Annotated in this window: 19 protein-coding genes; 8 read left to right on the top strand and 11 right to left on the bottom strand. The window is 42.3% G+C overall.

Annotated elements, in window-relative coordinates:
* Window positions 1-40 precede the first annotated feature (40 nt).
* The 8 genes from N480_RS07295 to N480_RS07260 form a co-directional block, all read right to left on the bottom strand.
* On the bottom strand, window positions 41-3,799 hold the full coding sequence (locus N480_RS07295) for a PKD domain-containing protein (RefSeq protein WP_063371862.1): 3,759 nt from the start codon (window positions 3,797-3,799) through the stop codon (window positions 41-43).
* Between the two features lie 241 nt (window positions 3,800-4,040).
* Window positions 4,041-6,059 carry a Hint domain-containing protein gene (locus N480_RS07290; RefSeq protein ID WP_063371861.1) on the bottom strand — a complete coding sequence of 673 codons (2,019 nt, stop codon included), beginning with the start codon at window positions 6,057-6,059 and terminating at the stop codon, window positions 4,041-4,043.
* Between the two features lie 22 nt (window positions 6,060-6,081).
* Window positions 6,082-9,189: a M4 family metallopeptidase gene (locus N480_RS07285; protein ID WP_063371860.1), complete on the bottom strand. Its 3,108-nt coding sequence runs from the start codon at window positions 9,187-9,189 to the stop codon at window positions 6,082-6,084.
* Between the two features lie 22 nt (window positions 9,190-9,211).
* On the bottom strand, window positions 9,212-11,137 hold the full coding sequence (locus N480_RS07280) for a calcium-binding protein (RefSeq protein WP_063371859.1): 1,926 nt from the start codon (window positions 11,135-11,137) through the stop codon (window positions 9,212-9,214).
* Window positions 11,138-11,143: 6 nt separating this feature from the next.
* Window positions 11,144-11,656: a DUF1566 domain-containing protein gene (locus N480_RS07275; protein ID WP_063371858.1), complete on the bottom strand. Its 513-nt coding sequence runs from the start codon at window positions 11,654-11,656 to the stop codon at window positions 11,144-11,146.
* A 2-nt stretch (window positions 11,657-11,658) separates the two neighbouring features.
* Window positions 11,659-13,725 carry a DUF1566 domain-containing protein gene (locus tag N480_RS07270; protein WP_196761464.1) on the bottom strand — a complete coding sequence of 689 codons (2,067 nt, stop codon included), beginning with the start codon at window positions 13,723-13,725 and terminating at the stop codon, window positions 11,659-11,661.
* A gap of 81 nt (window positions 13,726-13,806) precedes the next feature.
* Window positions 13,807-15,516, bottom strand: a complete 1,710-nt coding sequence (locus tag N480_RS07265; protein WP_063371856.1) for a hypothetical protein — start codon at window positions 15,514-15,516, stop codon at window positions 13,807-13,809.
* Between the two features lie 53 nt (window positions 15,517-15,569).
* Window positions 15,570-16,214 carry a hypothetical protein gene (locus N480_RS07260; RefSeq protein WP_063371855.1) on the bottom strand — a complete coding sequence of 215 codons (645 nt, stop codon included), beginning with the start codon at window positions 16,212-16,214 and terminating at the stop codon, window positions 15,570-15,572.
* Between the two features lie 284 nt (window positions 16,215-16,498).
* On the opposite strand from N480_RS07260, the gene N480_RS07255 reads away from it, so the two are divergent.
* A complete protein-coding gene (locus N480_RS07255) occupies window positions 16,499-17,107 on the top strand; it encodes a PKD domain-containing protein (protein WP_063371854.1) in 609 nt (202 codons plus the stop codon).
* Window positions 17,108-17,172: 65 nt separating this feature from the next.
* On the opposite strand, the gene yfbV is transcribed toward N480_RS07255, so the two are convergent.
* A complete protein-coding gene (gene yfbV, locus N480_RS07250; RefSeq protein ID WP_063371853.1) occupies window positions 17,173-17,619 on the bottom strand; it encodes a terminus macrodomain insulation protein YfbV in 447 nt (148 codons plus the stop codon).
* Window positions 17,620-17,770: 151 nt separating this feature from the next.
* Here yfbV and N480_RS07245 point away from each other — a divergent pair, with 151 nt between their 5' ends.
* From N480_RS07245 to N480_RS07215, 7 genes are all read left to right on the top strand, one after another.
* Window positions 17,771-18,970, top strand: a complete 1,200-nt coding sequence (locus N480_RS07245) for an acetate kinase (protein ID WP_063371852.1) — start codon at window positions 17,771-17,773, stop codon at window positions 18,968-18,970.
* 2 nt (window positions 18,971-18,972) lie between these two features.
* A complete protein-coding gene (gene pta, locus N480_RS07240; protein WP_063371851.1) occupies window positions 18,973-21,117 on the top strand; it encodes a phosphate acetyltransferase in 2,145 nt (714 codons plus the stop codon).
* 114 nt (window positions 21,118-21,231) lie between these two features.
* Window positions 21,232-21,612, top strand: coding sequence for an ACT domain-containing protein (locus N480_RS07235; RefSeq protein ID WP_063371850.1), 381 nt, complete (start codon window positions 21,232-21,234; stop codon window positions 21,610-21,612).
* Entirely contained in the window at window positions 21,612-22,118 is a 507-nt protein-coding gene (locus N480_RS07230) for a PTS glucose transporter subunit IIA (RefSeq protein WP_063371849.1), read from the top strand. The genes N480_RS07235 and N480_RS07230 overlap by 1 nt, the downstream gene beginning before the upstream one ends.
* Entirely contained in the window at window positions 22,115-22,462 is a 348-nt protein-coding gene (locus N480_RS07225; protein WP_063371848.1) for an ArsC family reductase, read from the top strand. Before N480_RS07230 ends, N480_RS07225 begins: the two co-directional genes overlap by 4 nt.
* The gene (dapE, locus tag N480_RS07220) at window positions 22,459-23,610 is read left to right on the top strand and encodes a succinyl-diaminopimelate desuccinylase (protein WP_063371847.1); all 1,152 of its coding nucleotides are present in this window, start codon (window positions 22,459-22,461) and stop codon (window positions 23,608-23,610) included. The genes N480_RS07225 and dapE overlap by 4 nt, the downstream gene beginning before the upstream one ends.
* Window positions 23,610-24,293, top strand: a complete 684-nt coding sequence (locus tag N480_RS07215; protein ID WP_063371846.1) for a M15 family metallopeptidase — start codon at window positions 23,610-23,612, stop codon at window positions 24,291-24,293. The genes dapE and N480_RS07215 overlap by 1 nt, the downstream gene beginning before the upstream one ends.
* Window positions 24,294-24,331: 38 nt before the next feature.
* Here the strand turns inward: N480_RS07215 and N480_RS07210 are convergent, their stop codons facing one another.
* Window positions 24,332-25,546 (bottom strand): pyridoxal phosphate-dependent aminotransferase, encoded by a 1,215-nt coding sequence (locus N480_RS07210; RefSeq protein WP_063371845.1) that lies wholly within the window; start codon window positions 25,544-25,546, stop codon window positions 24,332-24,334.
* Window positions 25,547-25,730: 184 nt separating this feature from the next.
* Entirely contained in the window at window positions 25,731-26,075 is a 345-nt protein-coding gene (locus tag N480_RS07205; RefSeq protein WP_063371844.1) for an Hpt domain-containing protein, read from the bottom strand.
* Window positions 26,076-26,125: the final 50 nt, after the last annotated feature.

Genomic DNA, 26,125 nt, shown 5'->3' with positions numbered 1-26,125 from the left:
CTATATCGGGCATTTTATTGCGTTAAAATCGAGTTACGTTTCACTTAGACACAGAAAATTCGAAATTCAACGTATTTGGTTTTTGTAACTTCCAAACAAAGTCTAAACCTATGTCTGGGTACCCTATTATCACTTGATTTATCTCTCTCACGATACTGCCGTTTTTCATGATTTGCAGCTGGACATTGTACTCCCCCCCTAGTTCCGCAATATCATAATTTACGACTTTCCCCGCTAGCCTTTCAGAGCCAATAGACCAAACGAAGCTTATATCTGATGCGATTTCGCCTGTAGCTTGCAATTGTATCGTCCGATTGTGTTGGCTCGAGCTTACTTCAATATTAGAAGTTGGATTATTTATTATCAGCTCCTTGCTCACCGTAAACTCTGCACTTTCATTCACTATTAGCGTTAAACTTGCAATATAGGTGCCTGAGCTATCGTACGTATGCGAAACAGTTGGCGTCTCAGTTGAAGCAGTCGCCCCGTCGCCAAATACCCAATTATACTTTAAGTTTTGTCCCACATCTTCATGTTCTGCGGTAAATAGGCAAGTATTCCCTTCAATCGAGCAAGATAAAGCCAGCTGTGGGTTTTCAATATAGTCCAACAGCAAAGGGGCTTGCTTAATCACAACGCCATTTCTCTTAACAACGAAGCTCACTTGGGATGGTTTTTCAGGCAAATTAATCATCGTTCCGAGTGCTTCATATTGATATTCGACACCGTCAATTATCAACACGACGTCATACCCGTCAGGAATGTCTTGCGCGATATTAAACGTAAAGTTCATATTCTGTTGTGTTACTTTTATGTCTAACTCCGGAGCTTCGTGTAGCGCTATATTTTGTTCATAAGTGAACTGAGCCGCTCCATTATTTGCTGACATCAATACTGTTATCGTATGCTGTCCATACCCTTCAAAGTCGTACTCAAAAGCAGATAAATCACTGCGCTCAAATGTATCTCCGTTGATTTCCCAAGTGTAAGTCGCGCCAGCCACTTGATTGTCATAACTTAGACTCAGTTGACACGTGGTACCATTTTGCACGCACTGAATACCAAAATTAGGTTCATCCATTACCGTTACTTGCTTGTTAAAGCGATTTACTTCTTCACCGTCTCTTAGCAATACTAAGCTCACTTCAGTGCTTTCAAGCATCTGCTGCGTGTAATTATAATTATCCGTGTCAAACTGTTGTCCATCAATCAACCATCGAAATGAATGAGCATTACTGTACTGATGAGGAATTTCAAAGTTAATCGAGCGGTTATATTGCTCATAGGTAAAACTCAAGGCTGGGGCCACATATTCACCATCTAAGTAGGCAAACTTTACATCAACCGTCTGCGTTCCTATCTCGTTTGAACAGGCTGAAGAACTACTTTGTTCTGCGACAACTAACCGAATTATTGCCGGCCCTTGCTTTAATTCACCAAAAGGCGCTTTTGGCAATACTATTTCATTTGTTATGTCTGCTGGTAAAGTTATCTCTTCTGCATCGAAATACCCATTACGGTCCAAATCAATATAAGCCTTAATTTGCAACTGGCTAATGTCTAGAGGCAACTGAATTTTCAAAGGTGATTGTGAGTATACTGCGTCGACCAGCTCAACATTTCCGTAGCCATCAGTTACTTGCACTACTTCACCATTTACAGTGAGAGTATTAATATGCGACCCAGCTGCGTTTTCAGGCTTGCAAACGGCTTGCTCAATTAGTGAGGCTATCCGATAGCTCTCTAAGGTTGAGCCGTCATTTAACTCTGCTTGCCAATGCAACTCGTGGTCCCCTTCACTTAATGTGATTTCTCCTTTTGACGCATCCGACCAAGTACCTTGGGCGTTGGGTGTCCACTCAAATAAGGTCTCTTCACCTTGGCGTAAAACCAGTTTATCAACTGTATCACCTGTCAAACGTGCATCTGATATGTCATAAGAAACTTGCTCAAATAGACGCTCTATAGAAACCTCTAAAGTAGTCGCCCTACTATCTTGTGGAATCAGTCCAACTCTCTTAGCCAGTGCTGATATCTGCTGCTTGTCTTCAACATTAGCCACTTCGATAAGACATTGAGAAGCCTCTAACATACCTGTTGTTTCATTAAAACAGGCAGTCATCGCCTTGATAACTAGACCATAGGCTCTTTCAACACTCCATCCGTCGCTGGTCGCAATTAAATAGAACAGCTTGTTAAATGCACCCGCCCTTTGATGCGAGCCTGTCACACTTTCAAAGTCTCGATAGTCATCAATGCTGACGCCGTCTCTACGAGGTTGCTTGAGAAATCTAGAATACGCATTTCTAAGACGCGCATCCCAACCGATTGCCCAAAAATATTCACCTTCTTCAGATAGCTTCGCAAAAATGGGGGTTTGCAGCCAATTTGAATCTGACGGCTCTGGTTGTAAGTGTCTGTAATAGTGGTCTTTAACGGCAATTGCCGTAATATCCGCAAAACTTTCATGTAAAGCACTTCTTTGTGCTCTAGTGCCATCTTGGTCGCCGATATTGTCTACATCTGAAATAATATTGCCTGTGTTCCACTCTAAAATTGCATGCCCAATCTCGTGTGCCACAATGTCAATAGAGCTTCCGTGGGGGAATGGCGCCCCTCTAAAACCACTCGCGTAATTAGTAAACTCCCCATCCCAACTACTTTGACTAATATGCCCTGAATCTGCTCTTTGCTTAATTACGTTCAGACAATAACTTCCCTCAGTGGGGCATCGCTCGCTTTGTTCTGGATAAAGTTCAGAAAAGTGACCGTATAAGACCTGAGCTGTTACGCCCGCATAGAAATGCGCGTCATTAACAGCCTTAAAAGCGCCTTTAGCCAAGTAGTAAATGTATGGATCTCCCTCAATACCATGGCTTTCAGTTACGCCGGTAGAGCAGTCGTAAGAATGAGGTGTTGCGCTGCTTCCATAATAGGTCTCTACTAGATGATTGCTGTATACACATTGCCCATTGTCTAATTTAATGACCATTGGATAGCCCGCAAATTCAGAAAAAGCCCCTTCCTGCTCAGTTCTAAAATAGAGATTACTGATAGTAGGTGCTATTGGGTAATATAATTGTGCAAGTGGGTGCTCATTTGGCAGAGTCGTATTTTGACATTTCTCGCTTGCCATATTAGGAGACTGATGACAATTAAAGCCGACTTTATAATTACCTGTGGTCGTTGCTACCGCATAATAGCTCTCAGTATGTGGACTTAGAAACGATGCGGTTGCATTAATATCTTCAATAACTTTAAGTGAAGCTGCATCTAAAGTTATAAGCCTTCTCTGTTTTTTATTATCAATCAGTTCTAACTTATAAATAGGCGTTAAATTGCCAAGTTTATTTTTGGAAATATACTGTTTAATATTTCTAATTTTCGCATTTTCAAGTGCATAGCTCTTTACAATCTCCGCAGACAGATTATCAAAATCATGAGGATATGCTTTTGAGATTGATTTATGGTTCAACAGACTAGGTCGCAAATCGTTATCACCAAGCACACTACCTGATATAAGTTTTCGACCAAGATGATCAACACGTATCACTAAATCACTATCTTGTACTTTAATACCTCGCCAGTAGAGAGCGTAATGCTCAAGCCGCTCGCCTTCGGAAATTTGCACCGATTTAGTTTGTTTATAATTAAACACAGATGAGTTATTAAGAGCTCCCGAATTTGAAACACCAGCCGGGAGTATGTGATTGATTTCATTTTGAAATTGATTTGATGATTGACTACTCGCTGCCGAGAAGCAAGCAAATAGTGCAACGACACTTCCTAGTATGCGCACTGCCTAGTCCTTATTTCTTTAAGTTAACCTCTATTTTACACAACTAATTATTATGTTCTACATCCACTCATTTAAAAAAATACTTTTTATCTATCCCACTATTTGAAATCGAATACTAGGCAAACAAATTAACCCGATTTTTCGCACAATATAGTTCAAGTAAATTAGTTTATATATCCATAATATATTCATTGGTATAAAAAAAGCTGGCATAAAGCCAGCTTTTTTAAGGGGTTACTGATTACTTAGTTTCTAAACTATTCAGGTAGTCAGCGTGCCACTCTTGAGGAATACGCTCTAATGCTTCTTCTACCGTTTCCTTGTGAGTTTCTAACTCGTTTTCTGTCTGCATTGCAAGGTCACCAACAGAAACACCGTTTGCAAACATGACAAAAGTTTCGCCTGCGTCTTGCTTACCATTTACACGTGCAAGTTTAAGGTTATATACATTGTCTTTGTAATCAACCTTCTCAAACTTAGTGATTTTAGCAGGACCTTTCGCTGTTTGAATTACATCACCTTCAGCGACATTTAATGCCCATACAGCCTTACCGCCTTCACGCACTAGAGGGTGAGACTCAGTTAGAGTAAGTGTTTGGCCATGCTCAGTTGTTAGTTTAACCATAGGTAAGTGCTCTACACCCACCGATACATCAACAACTTTAAGCACTTCAGTATTGTCTGGTTCAAACTCACTTGCACCAAGTACAAGATCACCGACATTGAATGTCTCGACCGCTTTAGACTGCTTATTCGGCATCAAGATTTGCGTACCTTTTGCTAAACAACTGAAAGAGAACTGAAGTGGCGCTTGGTCATAACGAGCCATGTCTTTTGGTAGTTCAGGCGCTTCTTCCGATGCAATGATGTAAGAAGTATAACCAGTAATATAGTCATACTCTTCCTGCGTCGCACCGAAGTAAGTCATTGCGTCTTGTAAGTTACCCATCCAGTTAACTTCAAGTGCAATGTTCATGATCCAATATGCATCAGCGCGACGTTGGAAAATACCTGGACGTGCGAATAATGCAGCTTCACGAGGAATATCCCAGCTCAATGTAGTTACTGGCGACCAAGTCGCTTGGTCAAAACGATAGTCAATTGTGAAATACTGCTCAAACTTCGCTTTCATGTTTGCATTGTGCAGCGATAACTTATCGTGGAAAGCTTCTTTTGATTGGATCATCACATCTGTAGGTGGCACATTTTGTGCGCCTAGTACTTCATCTTCTTCAAATAAAACTCGAGAAATGTACGTCGGTAATGTGATGCTGCCTTTAAATGGAATTGTCACGTGTGGAATATTGTTGTAATCGCCACCCGCTTGGACCATAGGATAGTCACAATCTCCGTAGTCACGGTTTAAACAAACCATGATAACGCCGTCTTGACCCGCAACATTCTTTTTGTTTGCATCTGCTTTACGGAAATCTTTTGGATGTTCCACAACATGTTGGAATGCGTCAACTTGCGCAATACCAACACCAGCTGCAGCTTCAGCGAAATCAGCTTTAGCCATAACCATTGGAGCATTCGCAGGGCGATTGTTAATTGGCAAACCGAGTTCTTTTGCTAGCATGCCTAGGATTGCATGTTTGTCATACTTAACATCAATCTTTTTCAGAACCTTAGTTCCATCTGCGAACATAACGTAAGCAGTACCTTTACCATAAACCTCTTTAGCGCGCTTAACATGCTCGTATGCGCTTTCAACTGTCGCTTCACCGCCTAATACTTTACGGTTCAAGTTCGCTCCACCATCACCAAAGAAACGTGCAGTTTGTTGAGTTGTGATTTGCTCACCTTTCTCATTAACCAATTTGATAGATAGTACCGTAAGGTTCGTTGCTTTTGGTTCAGCATTTAACAAACGAATTTTGAACAGTTTTGAAGCACCTTCACCAACGATGTTGAAACCTAGGTGGCTAAAGTAAGACTCTAGTTCAGCTTCCGTTGTATCACTACTATTATAACTTCTTACAAAACGCGCATCTTGCACATCAATTTTTGCTTGAGGAGTATGAAGCTCTTTGAAAAGCTGTGGACTGTTTTTATCATTCCAACCAGCTTCTTTGAAAATTTTCTCCATCTCAGCAATTGCTTCTTTACTATCTGGGTCTACATACTGAACACCATCTTGTACATTAAGACCTTGAACGATAGGCGTGCTTACTTTTTTAGTTATTGGTTGTTCGAATGCAGCGACAGATCCAAATGCCAATGCCGAACTAACAGTAAGCGCTAAAAAGCTAAGTTTCATTTTATTCTCCTTAATTTATATATTACTTCACTATTTTAAATTGCATGCTGTCCGCACCTTCTTGCGGAACGCATGGTACTGCTGAACTACCTTGTTCGTCCGTGTATGCAACAACACAAACGTTTACTGACTTACTTGATAAACTCAATTTTGAGCCATACTTATTTCTTTCATGCGCTTCATATACACCATTTTTATTTTCATCTACCCAGAATTCCATTCTGATAGACGAATTGGCGCTACTTGTCGCATCGACTTCAATCTTATTAACACATCCTCTGCTGTAGTCATATGCGTGATTAATAATGTGATTATCACGTATTCCTCGTATCGTTTTCGTAGTCCAGCAACTATTCCACCAGCCGTATTTCATAGTTACATCAAGGCTGTTAATGGTAACGACATCAGGTGGCGTCACGTCTTCAAGTACAATTGTCTGTTTAATGGTATGAATCGCGCCATTGGGCAAGGTTAAAGCCATATAAATATCATGTGTGCCAAATTGGGCGAATGTATAATCCCAAGGCCCAGACATATCCTGTGGCTGATGCCAAACACGCTCAACATTCCAACGTAAATCCGTGATATTTAGCGTACCCAACTGAGGTGTAAGCGTAACTTTTAGAGGGTCATCTTGAGATACGTTTACGTCAAAAGAAACGCCATCAGGTAATGATTCCACATAAACACGGTTAGCCGCTGTAAATCGTGCATTTGCGCTATCCAAATACAAATCTAAGGTGACATCAAATTGACCGTATTCTTTATAATCAAACGCGAATGTTTCGTTTGTATAACGTGTCGTTTGAGTATTAGAGCTGTCTCCGAAACTCCACAAGTAACGTGGTGAAGCTGTCAGAACATCATGTTGTACAGAGAATTGGCATTGAGTCTGTTGGACGGTACAGCTGAAGCTTAATCGTGGTGATGCTACAGGTGTTACATCTTGCTCGGTAGTTTGAACCACTTGACCGTTTGATAGCAGATCAACACGTACCGCGGTTGTTTCCGTCATCTGGCGCGTGATTGCAGCCTTATCTTGTGCAACTTGTTGACCATTGAAGTACCAGTTATACGTTGGGTTTTCTACACCAGTGCTCGATGCCGTCAACGTAATTGAGTCATTCACTTGCTGATGTGTGAACTCTACAGTCTTAATATCGCTGCCTTGAACAAAGTCAACAAGCAGATCAACCACTTGCCCTGTCGCAGTTTTCGCACAACCGCTTTGTTTTGCATCGTCAATTCGGATACGAAGCAACATTGGACCCGCAGCTATATGCTGGAAGTTGCTGAAGTCAAAATTAACATCAGTAGTTACATTGCTCTGTGACAGCAGAAGTTCGTTACTAAGTAGATCAGTCTTCTCTTCAAAAACGCGATTGCGGTTAAAGTCAGCATACACATTTACATGACGATTATTTAATTGTGCATCAAATTGAGCCATAAACTGGTTTAACGAATAAACTGGCTGCTGCAATGAAGCAAATGTATAGCCTGAGTTTGCAATCACATTTTGACCGTTCACGGTTAAACTGGAAAGTGCAAGGTCAGCTGTCTCAGGTACACACCTTGGCGAGTCAGCACCGTAAACAATGCGATAGGCATTCTTTTCTTGCCCGTTCGTCAATCTTACCTTTAGCTCAATGACACTTTCACCGTTGTCTAACATCACGTTGCTGCTTTTCACTGATGAGTAGCTTCCTTGACCGGTATTTTTGGTCCAGTCTACTTGTGCAACGCCATTAACTAGCACTTTTAAAGTGTCAACCTGGCTATTGCTAAAGCTACGATCTGTAATCTCGTATTTTGCTTCGTCTAATAGTCTCGTGACATCAAACTGCAAGTTATTAACCCCTGAGTTGCTTGGCGTCACACCAACTTGCTGTAGTAATGTGCTAACTAAAACAGGATCATTCGCTTGTCTCACTAAACAGTAACCAGCATGGTCGATGTCGCTATTTGAATTGAAACACTGCTTTGCTGCGCTAAGTACTAGTTTGTATGCTTTTTCAATATCCCAACCATTCTGATTACTCAGAAGATAGAAAAATTTACTAAGTACACCTGACTTCTGGTGCGGACCAGATGCTTCCTCGATATCTCGGTAATCATCAACACTGATTAGATCAAATCTAGGAAAGTTGATGTAACGTGAAGGCGTGCCATTAAAGTTACGATCGGCTGCAAACCACCATTTTTTTGCTTGGTCATTTTGCCATGACAGTCCAAACGGCGTGTCTTGGAAAGCATCAGCAGTGGGCTGCAAGTGCTTGAAAAAATAATCGCGCGCTGCAATTGTCGTCATATCCGAAAATGCTTCATGTACAGCCGACTGCTCACCACCACTGTATTGTAAATCACTATTCCATGTTAATAATGCATGGCCGATTTCATGGGATACGATATCGAATGAGCTACCATGAGCAAACTGGCCAAAAGCATTACCACCGGCAGCTAAATTTACATAAGTTCCATCCCAACTACTGCTATAAGTTTGACCATCGACAGAATAGTTAACACGGAGCTGCATTTGGTTAATGCAGTATTTCGCATCCCAAGCAGGACATAAAGACGTTTGTTCTGGATATAATTCAGACAAATAGTCCACTGCCATCTGCATTGTTACGCCAGCGTATAAGTGAGCATCGTTTTGCGGTTGAAAAGCCCCACTGACAATGTATTTATAAAGCATATTACTGTCGTCATAGCTCTCTTCATTACCATTTGGACAGTCATATGAATATGTAGTGAAATCTTCCGGCGCAACATTTCGCTCCGCAATGATGGTATTTACTAATTCGTTGCGTAAATAACATTTACCTTGATCGACTTCCACCACCATTGGATATCCCTCGAACGCTGTGAATGACTTCGACTGAGCGTTACGATAGACAATATTATTGGTCGTAGGCGGTGTTGGGAATTGTGCATCAATTCTTGGATTAGTTGGCGGCACAAATTGGCTGCATTTATCAGCTTTATTGGTTACCAAATCAGTACCCGGCGCATGAACACAATTGATGCCCATGGTCGCGTTACCTGTAAATGCAGGTACAGCTTGGTATTGAGTAGCTAGTGCAGGCAGAGCGGCTATCGCCAAGCTCGCAGCACAAGTTAGGTGTTTCACACTATTCTCCTTGTAGAATATTTTAAAGCGGTTGTTCTGATATAACCGTGAGTTGTTTTGTTGTTAAGTTAAGTAAGAACTGGGCAAAATATCCCTGCCTAATTCGCTCATATAAAATAAATTCGACATTTTTTAAGTGATACGTGGCGTTGCTCGTTTGCAATGTGACACCGTTGTCAAAAGTAGCCCCATAGTGGACTTGAAAAGTATCACCAGAACGATCGTCGGCTATTATCCCAGCAACAAATCGGTCGACACCTTGAGCAAGGTCCACATTTATTGCACTTCCTGGCGTCACGGCTTGAATTTCTAGTACATTAGGTTTGGAGTTGCCTACCACCGATTGCACATTACGAAGCTCCGAAATTCGCATCAATGTCGATGCATCGTTCTCAAAATGAATCGCATCGTTACCTGTACCTCCATCAATCAGCCCCACGGGTAACTTGAGTTTGAACGTGTCATTACCACTGCCTCCGTGGTACTCTCCCGATCCCGAGTGCGCAATCAAAACGTCATCCCCATCTTCACCAAAGAGCTTATCTTGCCCTTCTATACTCTTGAGCGTATCGTTGCCCTCTCCGCCAAACAGCATCTCGTTACCGTGCGAATCGTAGAGGTGATCATCCCCCTTTCGGCCTTCAATTCGAGAGATGCCAAATGCTGGAATAAGTTGATTATTTTGGTCATTGCCCGCTAAGACTTCGACACCTTCAATCTGTGTCGTCAGTGCGATAAGATTTAACCCACCACTCACTTGGATTGTGTCTGTACCTGGACCACCATATATTTGATGTCGATTAAACCCTGCATCATCCATCAAAAATGTGTCATCTCCATATCGACCATCCATTAAGTCTATGCCTGATGAATTGTAAAAAGTGTCGTTTCCCCAATCACCATCAATTAGGTCGTCGCCGTTTTGACCATACAAGTGATCATCACCATCACCACCAGAAATGACATCGTTCCCATCACCGCCATAGAGCTTGTCGTCGCCAAAATTGCCGTATACATAGTCAACGCCACTGCCGCCATCAAGCGTATCATTGCCGTCATCTCCAAAAAGGTGATCATCGTTTGCACCACCATAAAGGTTATCGGCACCCTCACCACCTTCTAACGTGTCATTTCCAGACTCACCATACAGTTTGTCGTCCCCATGATCGCCAAATAGCTCATCATCATGGTTACCGCCGTAAAGGAGGTCCTTGCCATCTCCTCCCCACAACTTATCTTTTCCATCACTACCAAGAAGCTCGTCTTCACCAGCGCCGCCATAGAGTAAGTCGGCACCTATGCCACCGTCTAAATAGTCATCTCCTATAAAAGCCGGACTTTCATCGCCTCTTAAAATGTCATCTCCACTTTCACCAAAGAGCGTGTCATTCCCATCACCCCCTTTGAGTTCATCATTGCCAGAGCCCCCTTTCAGAATGTCTGTTCCCTCTCCCCCTGAAAGTAGATCTTTTCCTTGGCCACCAAAGAGCTGGTCGTTCGCGCTGTCTCCATATAGTTTGTCATCTCCCTCATCACCATGAACAACATCGTCTCCTTGACCGCCACGCATATTGTCATTGTCTTGACCACCATATAAAGTATCCGCGCCGCTCTCACCAACCATAGTGTCCTCGCCACTACCACCTATGAGCTCATCATCACCTTCACCGGCGATCAATATATCGTTACCTTGACCACCATCTAGTTTGTCATTACCTGCATACCCAATGATTTCGTCTGTCCCATTAGTACCAATGAGAGTATCATTGCCATCCGTACCCTCAATCACCCCCTGAATAGTCAGAGCACTAACATAATTACTAACTAATCTAACGTCTCGGGTATACACATATGGCGTTTGGCTTATTTCAAATGGCAGTTGCTCCAAACTCCTCGGAAGACCCGGATCCATTGCTACTGTGGCGAGTGTTAACATAACTATCGACATAATTATTTACTCCACAGTTTGGTCAATATTACGGACTAACAACACAGCAGGACCACTGCGGCTAATCGCCCATGGTACTAGCTGTGTACTCGAGGTACTAAGTGCTAATAAACCAGCCGAACTTCCACTAGATGCGGTTGTTGAAGTCCACACATAGTTGAGTCGATCTGGCAGCTGCATAATAAGCTTGGCATTTTCTGCTTCGCATTCATGCGCAAATAAACTAACTAACTCTTTTACATTGGGTAACCGCCAATCACTGTGCCCTTCAATTGTGGCGCTAGTCGCAACTTCCAATGCCTGCTTGCCCGTCACTGAAAAGCCACTTTGATTGTCGCTAAGACAGGTTTTTGTCGTTGGGTCTATGACGCAGTCCATCCACATCAAACGGTGCTTGTTATCCAGTAAAATTTGATTATCTGCTTTATCAAATCTTATCGGCGCGTCGTTGGGACAGCTGGCGTTTGCGATTGCCTGTCCGCTCACTAATACACTTAAAACGAAAATCAACTTATCCATGTTTATTGCTCCGCTACCAGTAAAAATTGCGCATTTTCTTCTGCGCTTTTCCAAGTACCATTGAGTTCTTCGCCATATACTAAAAACACGTAGTATTTCTGCTCTTTTGTCGTTGACGTTCTCAAGTTCAATACACTAGGCGTGCTTGTTAACTCATCGTTACTTAACCAAGCAAGTGTAGAATTTTGCTGGTTAACACTTAACACTGATAAAGCTTGATTAATGCTAGGTAACTTCCAATCTTGTTTACCGCAAAGGTTTTTCGTATTTAAGTCTTGAATCACTGCATTAATCGAACAATTTGAGCCCATACAATTCGCGTCACTCAAAGGGAGCTTTTGATCTAATGGATATGAGTTGGCAGACTTCAGAAGCCACGTCAGTCCCGAAACATTGTCTTGCAAGCAATGTGCATCGGCAGCAAAATTCTCTACAAAATGACCTTGTTCATTTAAAAATATGAAATCGAAGCCATCTGGTCCGCTACCTAGTTTGATTAAATTCGGTACAGAGTCTCTGCCATGTTGCGCATCAAGACCTTGTAGTACACCGTTAGAGGATTGGCTGTGCCAATTATCACTATCATCAATCAGCCTCTTGTCACCGGTATCGTTTAGCACTTTGACTTGGAAAGTATTCACTTGGGTTTCGTGCGAAACACTTACACCGTTACCCAAGTCGACTTCTAATTCAAAGCGATACTCCTGAGGCAACGCATTCGCGATAAAGCTTGGCGCAAGCGTAGTGCTGTCATCTAATGTGACATTACTTCCAAGGCGTTGATGCCAAGTTATATTGCGAATAAAAGACAGCGGAACATCCACATTCGCAGTCAGAGACACCTTGCTTTTTGCATAACGTTTCATTGCATGTTCAAAGGTAATAACAGGCAATTTTTTAATACCTACATCTACGACTTGCTCATTTAAATTGCCGTGTACGTCTGTTGCGATTAGTTTCAAACTCGCAGTATCGTTTGTGTCAGAATTCGCTGTAAGTTCATATTCCCCTTCAGCTGTTTTTTGGACTTGCACTAGCGCCGGAGTCAAGTTGTCTAATCTGAAATCAAACATTTCTTGCTCAGGCTCAGACACATTAACAATCAATTTGGTCTTTTCTGTATTCCACAATGTAGCTGTCGAGAGTTGATGTGACAGTTGCGGGGGCAGATTAGGCTCAATAGTAATATCAAACTCTTTTTCTAATATGGCTTGTTGATCGTTTGTTGTTATTTCTGCTTTGACAGCAAGCGTTGCCTTTGACGCCACATCTACGTTTTGCGCCAATAGAGCTACATTATTTGTTGTTTCATTCTGTAATGTAATTGAACTAGCAATTGGTGGCGTGACAACGCGCCACGTATAATTAATCTGTGCGTCAACAGGAAGGTTGCTGACGTTAGCTTGAATACCACCACTGATGAGTGCCGTATAAGCGGTATCAAACTCTAGCGATAGCTCCGGTTGAGGTAAGGCTGTACCCAGGGATACATTTTTCGTTTGCACATACTGCCATCCATTTTGTACGTAAACCGCATTAACCAGTAATGCATCTGAACCAGAGTAACGCTTAGTTACCTTCAAGGTTACTATATCGCCATTTGGTGTTACCTTTAGGCCCCTGTCATTGCCAAATTCATCAGCGATTACCCAGTCTACACGTGTGCCAGCTGGTAACCCCGTTATTGTATAGTCGGCTGATTGACCTTTACTTAGTTTTGCTGGCCCTTGTATCGTTACGTCTACTGGTTGAGGTTTATTCTGCTTGACCTCAATTTCTAGATCAGCAATATCATAGTTCCATCCGTCAACACCAAAAGCACGTATAAAAATATACGAATCTGCGCTAGCAGGACTTAAAGCAAGTTGTAGTGTTTGTTGCTTATCTCCTGTCGTATATATTTCGCCGTTGAAAAACGACTGTTGCCATTCAATCTGCTGGTACTTTTCACTGTCAACCACGTTGAACATTACTGCTTCACCAGGCTGGATATATTTAGGCCCATGGACTTCTAATGCTTGAGTTTGAAAACCCAACGCAAGCACAAGCGGAAGCCATAAATGCTTCATACACATAGAACTTTCCTTATTAAAACCTGAAATATAAGCAGAAGCTGTGTTACAGCTTCTGCTATTTTGGTGGGACTTGACTTAGTTAGCCTTGAAAGTTAGGTACTTGTCTTTCGGGATATAAGTGATTTCGTTAGAGCGCTCAGTGTAGAAACGGCTCTTATCACTATAAAATCTGCTGTAGTTACGACGATTGTCCAGAGTACCAACTACCCAACCAATCGCACAACCCCAAGGACCGAAGCTACAACCAACTTGTTTTGCAGCGTCTGACCATGCTTGGTGTTCAGCATCATTTAGAGGTGCAGCAGTGATACGTGGATAAACACTGTCCATTACACCGAATGCAATTCTACGCATGATTGCTTCTTTAACAGTCGCTTTCATGTCCTCATCCCAGTACTCGCTGAAAGGAGGGTTGATGAAGTTAACTTCAAAGTCTTGCGTGTTTTTAGTCCACTCATGGAAGCTGCTCTTACGCTTCTTCCAGAATAGGAAACCACTTGACTTGTTAGAAGTCATACGGCTGATGATACTATGCGCTTTGTACTTAGCTTCATAGCCAAACGGTACTTCGATCAACCATTGTAGACGTAGTGAAGGCTGAATGTATGTATCCATTTTAGCAGCAAGTTCACTTTCAGTTACGCCATCATTTTTAAGCTTACAAGCGCCGTGAAGGTTTGTTGCAATACTAGCACTTGAAGAACCGAAACTACCGTAAACGAGTGCATCAACGTCGTTTGGATTGATGTTGTTCATGTACGCGCCTTCTTCGGTAGATTTCTCTTCACCGTTGTAGTTTTCGTACAAGTTATCAAACCCTTTTGGCTTATAGCTGATCAGCTGTCTAGGAAGCGTCACGCTGTGAATTGGCGTGATGTTGTTCAATGCTGAATCACCAGTGCTAGCATACGCTGGGCTCATGTTAAGAACGAATTCAGCCGCAACCAATGGCATTGGTCTCCAAGACGTAAGCTGTGGAATATTCGTGTTTAAACGACGAATACTTTCAACATGTGCGTCATAATCAAGCTGATAGATGATTTTGGTGTTCGCACCATACATCGTCGCTAATTCAATGTAGTTTTCTTTAGCGCGTTGCTCAATATTATCTGCATAAGTCTCATAGCGCATAACACGCTCATCGATCTCAAAAATCTGCTCTTCAAGACCGTCAATCTCAGCAACTAAACGATCTATTTTGTATAAAGAGATATTGTTTGCTGAACGATAGTCGTCATAGATACGTTTTGCTTCATAATACGCGTCTTCAGTTGCATAACGTGCATCAAGACATTCTTGCGCTGACATTGCGCCGCTTCTTAGACAGCCGCTATATGCACTGAAACGGTTCGTGTATTCAAGTAAAGCCATTTCGTATGACTGCTTGAACACACCGTATTGCCAGTAATCAATCTGAGCTTTTAGTGCTGTAAGCTCAACATTTGATTGAATTTTCGCATCAACTAAAGGTTCGCCATCTAGCTGAAGTTGAAATGCTTTTTCACGCCAAACTTTAGAGCGAGTCTGTGAAGAGTCAAACTCTGATTTAGCGTAATCAAGGTTACTACAAAACGAAATGCCCTGTGTTTCCACATATCCGCCAAGAGATGCTGTCCCCAAATCAGGCGGCGCAACGTAAGCCGTTTTACAATTTTGGCTAAACATTACATCTGCACCACCTGTATTCACTGTGCTACCAAACGAGCAATCTTCACGTAGGCTAGGTAGTGCCATTGAAGTTGCAGGAATTGATAGAACCGCCAGTGCTAAAATAGATTTTTTCACTGTATTCATCCTTATATTAGTATTAAGCGAGTCCTTGGACCCAATGTAGTGATTTATTGAACTTCATGTTCATTTTTTACTGCATTTGTCATCGCATCGATTTCTCGTTGCCATTCCTTCCTTGATTCTCTTCTCTTTTCTAATGTTTCAGCGACGGTACTGCGAACAAAGTTTAAGTCTTCTTCGTAGGCGTTTTCGCCATACTTTTCATCAAACTCAGCTTCAATCCTTTTCAGATCTAGTTCACCAATACGCTTAATTACTTTGTTAAGGTGGGTATAAGTACGCTTAAGCGACGCAATATCTTGTTCGCTTAAGTTACTTTGATTGATCATTTCAACTGCTTGGTTTTTTTCGAGCTGCTCTCGAATTAAGTCATACTCCCTCTCTAACTCTCGGAGGTCGTGTAACTCTTCCAAAGGACGTAGTGGAAAATCAAAAACGGAAGCCTCTTTATCCAAAGAAGCCAAACCAGACTCATCAGATAGCGAAAGTTGCTCAGTTTTGACTGGCTCCTCTGGCTTACTATTCGTTTCAGTTTTTGCATTTGAAGTTTCTAAAGATGGTTTATCATTTAGCCCAGAAATCTCATTTTTTGAGTTGTTATTACTGGCTGAATAATAATTTTCATAGCCAATCCATGCTGTGATTACAGACGCTACTACTACAACAGATACCACATATGATTTAACTTTCACCGCTCACTCCTTGAATCATCCCAGACATCATTTATGAGAATTAAAAATTTAATATGTTATTTTTTGAGTAAATTGCCTAACAAATTATAAACATTACTTTTGCCCTCAGATCAACCTTTTTATCCACTTTTTTTCACTTTTGATTTACACAATTAAAATAATATAAACTTAATTTTTGTTTAGCTTCAGTGAAATACTGTTGTAAACATTGCGTGTAAAAGTTGTCGACTCGCGCACTTATTACGGATAATATGCACACTAAAGAAGGAATTAAGGAATAAAAAATGATTCTAAAACGGAACTTTTGTATTGGATTTATGTTTTTGTCTACATTGATAAACACACCCAATGCCACTGCTAACGAGTTGACCTACCAATGGGAATTTGGCGATGGTAATATCAGTACAGAAGAAAACCCAAATCACCAATATACAACCCCTGACTTTTATACGGTCACGCTAAAAGCCTTTGCAGATCAAAACCTAAGTTACAGCAAGCAATATGAGGTAGATGCTGTGACACCTGCAATAAAGTCACTATCACTCAATCTTCCTGAACGTATTGAGCAAGGCAAAAGCGCACTGCTTTCTGTAAAATTAGAATCGGATTATAATCTCAATTTAGATTACAAATGGACTTTACCTAATGATAAAGTTGTAAATGGAAGCAGCTCTGAAGTCGTATTTGAGAACAGCGGAGAAAATAAAATTGCGCTTACAGCATATTTTAAGGAGCGCCCCGTATCTGAACAGAGCATTACTGTTAACGTATTAGGGGCTACAGAACCAGATCCCACTCCTCCCAATCAAGGTGAAGATAGCTCTGGAGGCTCTCTATTTTGGATATCTTTCATGTTGATGGCAGTCTTACGAACGCGTAGGAAACTAAGGTAGCGCTATACTTTTTTGCGCGTCATCTTTAAGACTCCATGACGCGCCAAAAAATTACCGTACAATGCTTACAAATTTTCTTTCGTAAATGCTTTGTCCATTTTCTCGAACATGTCTCTTAATAACTTAGCAAGTTCGCGATAAGTTGGCTTTCCTGCGCACACAGGCCCCTCGTAGCCTTGCGCAACCATTTTTTGATATAGATCGCGGTACCAACTTGATAAAGCTGGATTTAAAGACGTTTCACAGCGCTTACCTAACCAAAGCAGCCCCTGAACAGGTAAGGTTAAGAAAAAAAGCGCTACGGCAATTGATTGAGGTAAATAGTCCATCCCTAGCTGACTGGTTTGCAAAAACACGGTAAATAACGCCAAAATTGGCATCGTTTGAAGCGCCAACTCTGTTGCCTTAATGACCCGAAACTCTGGAAACAAAGGCGCTAATTCTTTACGCATTGGCCACTCTTTGGCGTATTGACGACCCAGTTGCACTTGTGAAATAAGACTTTTCTGCATCATAACTCCTAGGTGCTAACTTTTATCTAAAAAATAAGGTAAAATCGCAGTCATACAAGTCAATTATACCTTAGTATTAAGCATAATGCCGATTTAACTTCTCATTTAGCTTAATACGCAACTACTCTTATTGTCAAAACGGAAAGTCATTATGTCATCGTCGCATGTTTTGGTCCTCAATTGTGGCAGCTCTAGCCTCAAATTCGCAATCATTGACTCAAGCTCTGCACAAGAGCATTTATCAGGGTTAGCCGAGCGCTTAGGTGAATCTTCACCTCAAATTAAATACAAATTTAACGGTGAAAAGCACGTGGTCGCCTTAGCCAGTGGTGACGCACATGAAATCGCCATTAACAAACTCGTTGAGTTAGTAAAAACATTAAAACTGGACCAGCAGCTCGTCGCTGTTGGACACCGTGTAGTACACGGTGGCGAGCATTTTACACACTCAGCACTTATAACTGACTCTGTTTTAGAAGCGATAAAACAAACAGCAACACTTGCACCTCTTCACAACCCTGCAAATTTGCTAGGTATTGAAGCAGCGAGTGAAGCCTTCGCGACGCTTCCTCAAGTTGCCGTTTTTGACACCGCATTCCACCAAACAATGGACCCTACAGCGTTCCTATATGCCCTGCCGTATGAGTTGTATAAAAAGCACAGTATTCGTCGCTATGGCTTTCATGGTACTAGCCACTACTACGTATCGGCACGAGCAATCGATCTTTTAGAGCTTGATGGAAACCCTTCAAAAATAGTAACTGCACACCTTGGTAATGGTTGTTCAGTTTGCGCGGTGAAAGACGGTAAATCGGTTGACACCAGCATGGGCTTAACGCCACTTGAAGGCCTTGTGATGGGCACTCGAAGTGGTGACATCGATCCCGGTCTATTTGCCTATTTAGTTAACCAATTGGACTACACCGCCTCTCAAATAGACACACTATTAAACAAAGAAAGCGGGCTGTTAGGGATTAGCGAGCTTTCGAATGATTGCCGCACGATAGAAGAAAGTGCCGCTGACGGACATGCTCAGGCCCAACTCGCACTAGACATTTTCTGCTATAGGTTAGCGAAGCAAATCGCCAGTTTTGCCGTACCATTGGGCGGAATAGATGCGTTAGTCTTCACTGGCGGTATTGGTGAAAACTCTGATGTTATTCGCGCAAATGTCGTAAAACAACTGGAATTCCTTGGTTTTACTCTCAGCGACGAACAGAATTTAGCCGCACGTTTTGGCAACGAAGGCGTAATCACTGAACTAAGCGCTTCTCCAAAAGCAATGGTTATTCCTACCAATGAAGAGCTAGTTATTGCCCAAGACGCTGCAAAGCTCGCACAGGAGCAATAACTATGAGCCGCAGAATAATGCTTATCCCTATTTCTACCGGGGTTGGTCTAACATCCGTTTCTGTCGGGCTTGTCCGTGCGCTGGAACAAAAAGGCGTGAAGGTTAACTTTTTCAAACCTATCGCACAGCCACGCAATGCCGATGTGGGGCCAGAAAAATCATCGCTTATCATCAAACAGGGCTCTTCCATTGAACCGCCAACACCTTTTGAATTGCACTATGCAGAGCAAATGATTGGGGATGGTAAAGGCGATGATCTTTTAGAAGAAATTGTTGAGCGCTTTGAAGGCTCTGTTCAAGACGATGAAGTCGCAATCATAGAAGGTATGGTACCAACCAGAAAACAACCTTATGCAGGTAGGGTTAATAGGGAAATTGCTCAAACTTTGGGAGCAGACATAGTGTTTGTGTTGACCCCAGGTAACGATAGCAATGATCAACTTGAAGATCGCCTTGAAATTGCCTCTGGAAATTATGGTGGCATTGACCATGCAAGAGTGCTTGGTTGTATTTTCAATAAAGTCAACGCACCTTTAGATGAAGATGGCCGAGCCAGAGCAGATCTAGTTGACCAACACGAGCCTGAGCAATTAGAAAACGAAATGAATCGCCTAGCGTCATTGCCGATCTTCCGTAAACACCCTTTTATGCTATTGGGTACAATACCTTGGGATTTTGATCTCGTCGCCCCACGCGTTCGAGATCTCAGCGAATATATGCAGGCTGAAGTGATAAACGAAGGTGATATGGCGCACCGTCGCTTACGACGAGTCACGTTTTGTGCAAGAACCGTATCTAATATCCTAAATCATTTTACGCCAGGCGCTTTATTGGTCACCCCTGGCGACCGCTCAGATATTCTCGTCGCGGCTTGTTTGTCAGCAATGAATGGCACTAAGTTAGGCGCTATTTTACTAACCGGCGGGTTCAAGCCAGAGCCTCGTATCATGGAGTTGTGCGAACAAGCCATGAATACGGGATTGCCAATCCTTGCCACTGAGGCTGATACGTGGAGAACCTCATTACTGCTTCATAACTTTAATATGGAAGTTCCGGCAGATGATGAACAACGTATCGACAAAGTAAAGCAACACAATGCAGACCATATTGACCCAGATTGGTTAGATAGCCTATCTCAAGGGGTTGCTCGTACCAGAAAGCTATCTCCACCAGCCTTTAGGTACATGTTGACTGACTTGGCTAGACGCGCTGATAAAACCATCGTTTTGCCTGAGGGTAATGAGCCGCGAACAATTAAAGCAGCAGCCATTTGTGGTGAACGAGGCATTGCTAAAACTGTACTCTTGGGTGAACACGAGGAGATTCAACGAATTGCGGCCCAGCAAGGTGTTGTTCTCAATGAAAATGTAACAATACTGGACCCTAGTCAAGCGATCGATCGGTATATCGCACCAATGGTAGAGCTGCGTAAAAATAAAGGCCTAACAGAGGTTGTTGCTGCTGAACAACTTCAAGACAATGTTGTATTAGGTACTATGATGCTCGCTGAAAGTGAAGTCGATGGACTGGTTTCTGGCGCCGTAAATACGACAGCCAACACCATTCGACCTCCTCTACAGCTGATTAAAACCGCTCCTGATTCATCGTTAGTGAGTTCTGTTTTCTTCATGCTTTTACCTGATCAAGTGCTTGTTTACGGGGACTGCGCAATAAACCCTGATCCATCTGCTGAGCAACTTGCTGATATCGCAATTCAATCGGCTGACTCAGCCGCAGCATTTGGTATTGAACCTAAAGTTGCCATGATCAGTTATAGCACGGGCACATCTGGTCAAGGCGCGGACGTCGATAAGGTTCGAGAAGCAACAAAGCTCGCTCAGCAAAAGCGTCCTGACTTAGATATCGATGGGCCTTTACAATACGATGCAGCTATCATGGAAAATGTCGCGCGGAAAAAAGCGCCAAACAGCAAGGTTGCAGGTAAAGCAACTGTCTTTGTTTTCCCTGATTTAAATACAGGTAATACAACTTACAAAGCAGTACAGCGAAGTGCTGAACTCATCAGTATCGGACCTATGCTACAAGGTATGCGTAAACCGGTGAATGACCTTAGCCGGGGCGCTTTAGTCGACGATATCGTGTACACCATTGCGCTTACAGCTATTCAAGCGGCCCAGCGCCATTAATCTCGAGTCCTAACTTGCTGAAGAGAGGAGAATTATCTTCTCTCTTCACAAAAGGGTTTCTTTTCATCATGCTTGCCTATACTATGAATAAGTCGATGCTGTTAGAGCGCAAGTATGTCAAAACAAACGCTACAAATACTACAACAAGACTTTACTATCCATAGTTTAGATAGCGATGCGGGTATTCCTGCTTGCGTGCTAAACTCAGACATCTTCTTTATCGCAAAAACAGCCGAAGAATTATCAATTGTATGCCCATCGCATGTTTCAGTACAAAGCTTTGCCGCTGAGCCCTATTGGCGCGCTATCGAAATTATCGGGCCTCTTGGCTTTTCACTCACAGGAATTATGTCAAATATCTCTGGTGTTTTAGCGGCAGCAAACGTGTCTATATTTTCAATTTCAACCTACGATACTGACTACATACTGGTAAAAGAGCAGCAATTGAATAACGCTATTCAAGCACTCAAAAAAGACGGTTACCTTTTCGTTTAATGATATTTTCAACACCAATCAAATACGCACCGATAACGCAAATTGCGAATCCATTACTACACATTGCCAGCCCTTTTTCAGGCAAGGTAATGCCTTTAAATCACCATCCTGTGCAGTTATTTTCAACTGGAGTTTTGGGTATTGGTGTCATGGTAACAACCAATCAAGCCCTAATGCTGGCACCGTGCAAAGGTAAAATCATTAGGACAACTCAACAAGGCTGCGAATTTGTTATTCGCGCGGAGTCTGGGCTTCAGCTTCTTATCCATTTACATATCCCATCTGAATATAAAAAAATGGAAAACCTATTACAGCATAGCGTTGGCAAGAAATCAGTGTGTTCAGGCGACGTCCTATGCTACTACGATGTCCCACAAGACACGCCAATTCTTGGCTCACTGATAATTCTCAATGCGGACAAATTGGGGCCGTGTTATTATCCTCTCAATCAAGTCAACGCGGGCAAAGATCCGCTTATAACATTAGCAAGAGCATGTAAATTATGAGTATAGTTTTATACGGTATTCCAAACTGTGACACGATAAAAAAAGCAAAGAAATTTCTTCAACAAAACGAAATTGAGTTTGCGTTTCACGACTACCGTAAAGATGGATTAACACCGCAAATGTTGGATGCATTCGTTGAACAGCTGGGCTGGGAAGCGGTGTTAAATAAGCGCGGCACAACTTTTCGCGCACTAAGCGATGAGCAAAAGCAAAACCTCAATGAGACCACTGCCAAGCAGCATATGCTTGAGTCTCCCGCTATGATAAAACGTCCAATACTCGACGTTGATTCTACGCTACACGTTGGCTTTAAAGCGGATCAATATCAAGAGATATTTAAATGAGCCAGTCAGCCCCTTTAAGTGACGTGATTGAGCTCGCATCGGCGTTGATTCAGCGCCCTTCTATCACCCCAGAAGATGCGGGCTGCCAACATTTAATCAACGCGCGTTTAGAAAAGCTTGGGTTTAATATTGAAGAGCATTTCTTTATCGATACCCTAAACACTTGGGCTAGAAAAGGCACTGAAGGGCCACATTTTTGTTTTGCTGGACACACTGATGTTGTGCCAGTTGGTAACGAAAAAGATTGGCGTCACCCACCGTTTGCAGGCCTAGTCGAAGACGGGATCTTACATGGGCGTGGAGCAGCCGACATGAAAGGCTCTCTTGCTGCAATGGTCGTCGCAACCGAGCGATTTGTTAATAAGCACCCAGACCATGAAGGGTCGATCAGCTTTTTAATTACCTCAGATGAAGAAGGCCCCTTCATTAACGGGACCACGAAAGTAGTTGACCTGCTAGAAGCTCGAAACGAAAAGATCGATATGTGCCTAGTTGGTGAACCTTCTTCAAGAGATACGCTAGGCGATGTGGTAAAGAATGGTCGAAGAGGCTCATTAACGGGACATTTAAAGGTTAAAGGCATCCAAGGCCACGTAGCCTACCCCCACCTTGCTAGAAACCCTATTCATGAAGTTGCCCCTGCACTTGCAGAGTTGAGTTCAAAACAATGGGATACAGGAAACGCGTATTTTCCGGCCACCAGCTTTCAAATATCGAATATTCATGGCGGAACTGGGGTTGGCAATGTGATCCCTGGCTCGGTGGATATTCAGTTCAATTTTCGATTTAGCACGGAGTCAACGGTTGAAGTACTTCAACAAGGTGTTTTGGACATCTTAAATGCCCATAACTTAGACTTTAGCTTAAACTGGACGGTGAATGGCTTACCATTTTTGACTGAACCCGGAGATCTTTTGAATGTAACGCTTGAGTCTATTAAAGAAATCACTGGCGTTAATGCAACACCTGAAACTACAGGCGGAACTTCAGATGGTCGCTTTATCGCTCAAACAGGGTGTAAAGTCATTGAGCTCGGGCCTTTAAACAAAACAATTCACCAAGTCGATGAACAAGTATGCGCTAAGTCGCTTGACGACTTAGCTTTGATATATGAGCGCATTCTAGAAAAGTTATTGGCCACTAAGTAATGAACGATTTGCAACTTCAAGCTTTAGGCCTACAGTGTTCGCATTTAATCGATTTTAGTGGCAACCAAATACATCGCCGCCTTAAATCAGATTTGGATGGTTTAATGCAAGCTGCAAAATCATCGGGTTTTGATTTTGCAATCGCCTCTGCCCACCGTGACTTCCATCGCCAAAAAGCAATATGGAACGCCAAGTACAGTGGCCTCAGACCTATCTTGGATCTTGATAATAAAGCCGTTGATACCAGCGGTTTTAGTAGTAAAGCCATGATTGAAGCCATCATGCTATTCTCAGCGTTGCCCGGTGCTAGTCGGCATCATTTTGGGACTGATTTGGATGTTTACGCTACAAATTGCTTAACCAACGGGCAATCTTTACAGCTTGAGCCTTGGGAATATGAACAAAGCGGTCCATTTTATGAGTTTTCAGCATGGCTCGATCAGACGATGGGCGAATTCGGTTTTTATAAACCTTATGATGTTTATCGAGGTGGCGTCGCCTGTGAACCTTGGCATATTAGTCACGCTAAGCTCGCAAACGAAATGTCGGTGAGTATCGATGCTGCTGCAATAAGTGAAGCAATTTCACAGTACGATGTCCTAGGTAAAGAGAGCATTATTAACAACATGGGTGAGCTCTATGAGCGCTATGTAATAAACGTTGCTAGTAGCACTGTAAAATAAAATATGCCCCATTTTAATTTGGGGCATATTTTAAGTAGCTACTGCCTATAACTGTCAAAGAAACGTTTCATCGACTGCAGTGCAGGCTCTAGTTCATCTTTATGCGGCAAAAATACAAGGCGGAAATGATCAGGAGATGGCCAATTAAATGCTCGACCATGCACAAGCAGAATTTTCTCTTCTCGTAATAGGTCAAGCATCATTAATTCATCATTTTTTACATTGAAGTGTTTAGTATCAAATTTAGCAAAAGCATAAAGTGCACCTTTTGGCTTTACGCAGGAAAGCCCTTGAATATCATTCAACCCTTGCCATGCTATATTTCTTTGTTCGTATAACCGTCCACCAGGTAGTAATAGATCATCAATAGATTGAACCCCACCTAGGGCTTGTTGGATTGCAAATTGTGCGGGCACATTGGCACACAACCGCATAGAGGCCAACATATTTAGACCTTCGAGTAAGTCACGCATAGCCGATACCTTGCCGCTCGCAACCATCCAGCCCATGCGAAGTCCAGCCGCACGATACGTTTTAGCTAGCCCATTAAAAGTAATAACTGGTAAATCGTCACACAAAGAGCCAATTGAAAAATGCTCTGCCCCATCAAATAAAATCTTCTCGTAAATCTCATCGCTCAAAACAAGCAAATTATGCTCTCTGGCTATATCAATTAAGCCTTCAAGTAATTCTTTACTATATACCGAGCCTGTTGGATTATTTGGGTTGATGAGCACCAGAGCCTTTGTTTTACTCGTGACTTTTTCACGAATATCTGCCAAATCAGGAAACCAATCTGCACATTCGTCACACATGTAATGTACAGGCACGCCACCCGACAACCTAACCGATGCAGTCCACAACGGATAGTCCGGAGCTGGTATTAAAACTTCATCACCATCGTTTAATAGTGCTTGCGTCACCATTTGAATTAATTCACTGACGCCATTACCAATAAAAATATTATCTACGCTTAAATTCGGAAAGTCTTTCTGTTGGTAATATTGGTAGACTGCAACTCTCGCAGAATATAACCCTTTCGAGTCACAATACCCTTGTCCTTGACGGAGGTTACGAATGATATCTCGATGCATATCTTCTGGCATATCAAAACCAAATGCGGCAGGGTTTCCGATGTTTAGTTTGAGTACCTTTACCCCTTCATCTTCCATTTTCTGAGCCTGACTCAATACAGGCCCTCGTATGTCGTAACACACTCCCGTTAATTTATTACTTTTATTTATTTTGTTCATCAAATATCTCCCCATTCCTTGGCTAGCATACCCATAACGCAAAGATTTGAAAAGCGTCTAAGAAGTGTTAATTACAGGAAATATAGAGATTTTTATGATTAACAAGACAAGGGCCAAACCCAACGTAGACTTTGGCCATGCAAAATTGATTTACAGCATAAAATAATAGTTTGAGTGTCGAGAGTTAAACGCTGGATGTAATCCAATGCTGTAACTTTGATTTTGAAGCAACAACTTGCTCGCTCAAATTATCAATTTCGGCTTTTGCTGTTTCGACTTCATTTGCGAGTAATGCCATTTCTATTTTTCTTGCCACATCAGATAGGCTCATTGCACCAAACTGTGCTGCATTAGACTTCAAGCTATGTGCATTCCTTGTAGCGGCTTCTAAATCCGAATTTATGGTCATTTTAACTTCGTTTTCTAACCGCTCAAACTCAGTTAAACAGAACTCTAATGTGTCGCTAAATTGATCTCCCAAAAGAGACTGCATGTTTTCCAGGCAGGTTTCGTCAATTATCGTGCTCATAAAAATCCTTTACAGTAGTGGAACCCTTACACACCCTTTCTTTACTATAT

This window comes from Pseudoalteromonas luteoviolacea S2607 (assembly GCF_001625575.1).
GTDB classification, from domain to species: domain Bacteria; phylum Pseudomonadota; class Gammaproteobacteria; order Enterobacterales; family Alteromonadaceae; genus Pseudoalteromonas; species Pseudoalteromonas luteoviolacea_E.
The sequence above is the reverse complement of the archived record's forward strand: the minus strand, read 5'-3'. Positions and strand labels throughout refer to the sequence as shown.

Coding starts and splice junctions, on each gene's coding strand:
- N480_RS07290 (WP_063371861.1), bottom strand. CDS start 6,059: ATGAAACTTAGCTTTTTAGCGCTTACTGTTAGTTCGGCATTGGCATTT.
- N480_RS07280 (WP_063371859.1), bottom strand. CDS start 11,137: ATGTCGATAGTTATGTTAACACTCGCCACAGTAGCAATGGATCCGGGT.
- N480_RS07275 (WP_063371858.1), bottom strand. CDS start 11,656: ATGGATAAGTTGATTTTCGTTTTAAGTGTATTAGTGAGCGGACAGGCA.
- N480_RS07270 (WP_196761464.1), bottom strand. CDS start 13,725: ATGAAGCATTTATGGCTTCCGCTTGTGCTTGCGTTGGGTTTTCAAACT.
- N480_RS07255 (WP_063371854.1), top strand. CDS start 16,499: ATGATTCTAAAACGGAACTTTTGTATTGGATTTATGTTTTTGTCTACA.
- yfbV (WP_063371853.1), bottom strand. CDS start 17,619: ATGCAGAAAAGTCTTATTTCACAAGTGCAACTGGGTCGTCAATACGCC.
- N480_RS07245 (WP_063371852.1), top strand. CDS start 17,771: ATGTCATCGTCGCATGTTTTGGTCCTCAATTGTGGCAGCTCTAGCCTC.
- pta (WP_063371851.1), top strand. CDS start 18,973: ATGAGCCGCAGAATAATGCTTATCCCTATTTCTACCGGGGTTGGTCTA.
- N480_RS07235 (WP_063371850.1), top strand. CDS start 21,232: ATGTCAAAACAAACGCTACAAATACTACAACAAGACTTTACTATCCAT.
- N480_RS07230 (WP_063371849.1), top strand. CDS start 21,612: ATGATATTTTCAACACCAATCAAATACGCACCGATAACGCAAATTGCG.
- N480_RS07225 (WP_063371848.1), top strand. CDS start 22,115: ATGAGTATAGTTTTATACGGTATTCCAAACTGTGACACGATAAAAAAA.
- dapE (WP_063371847.1), top strand. CDS start 22,459: ATGAGCCAGTCAGCCCCTTTAAGTGACGTGATTGAGCTCGCATCGGCG.
- N480_RS07215 (WP_063371846.1), top strand. CDS start 23,610: ATGAACGATTTGCAACTTCAAGCTTTAGGCCTACAGTGTTCGCATTTA.
- N480_RS07210 (WP_063371845.1), bottom strand. CDS start 25,546: ATGAACAAAATAAATAAAAGTAATAAATTAACGGGAGTGTGTTACGAC.
- N480_RS07205 (WP_063371844.1), bottom strand. CDS start 26,075: ATGAGCACGATAATTGACGAAACCTGCCTGGAAAACATGCAGTCTCTT.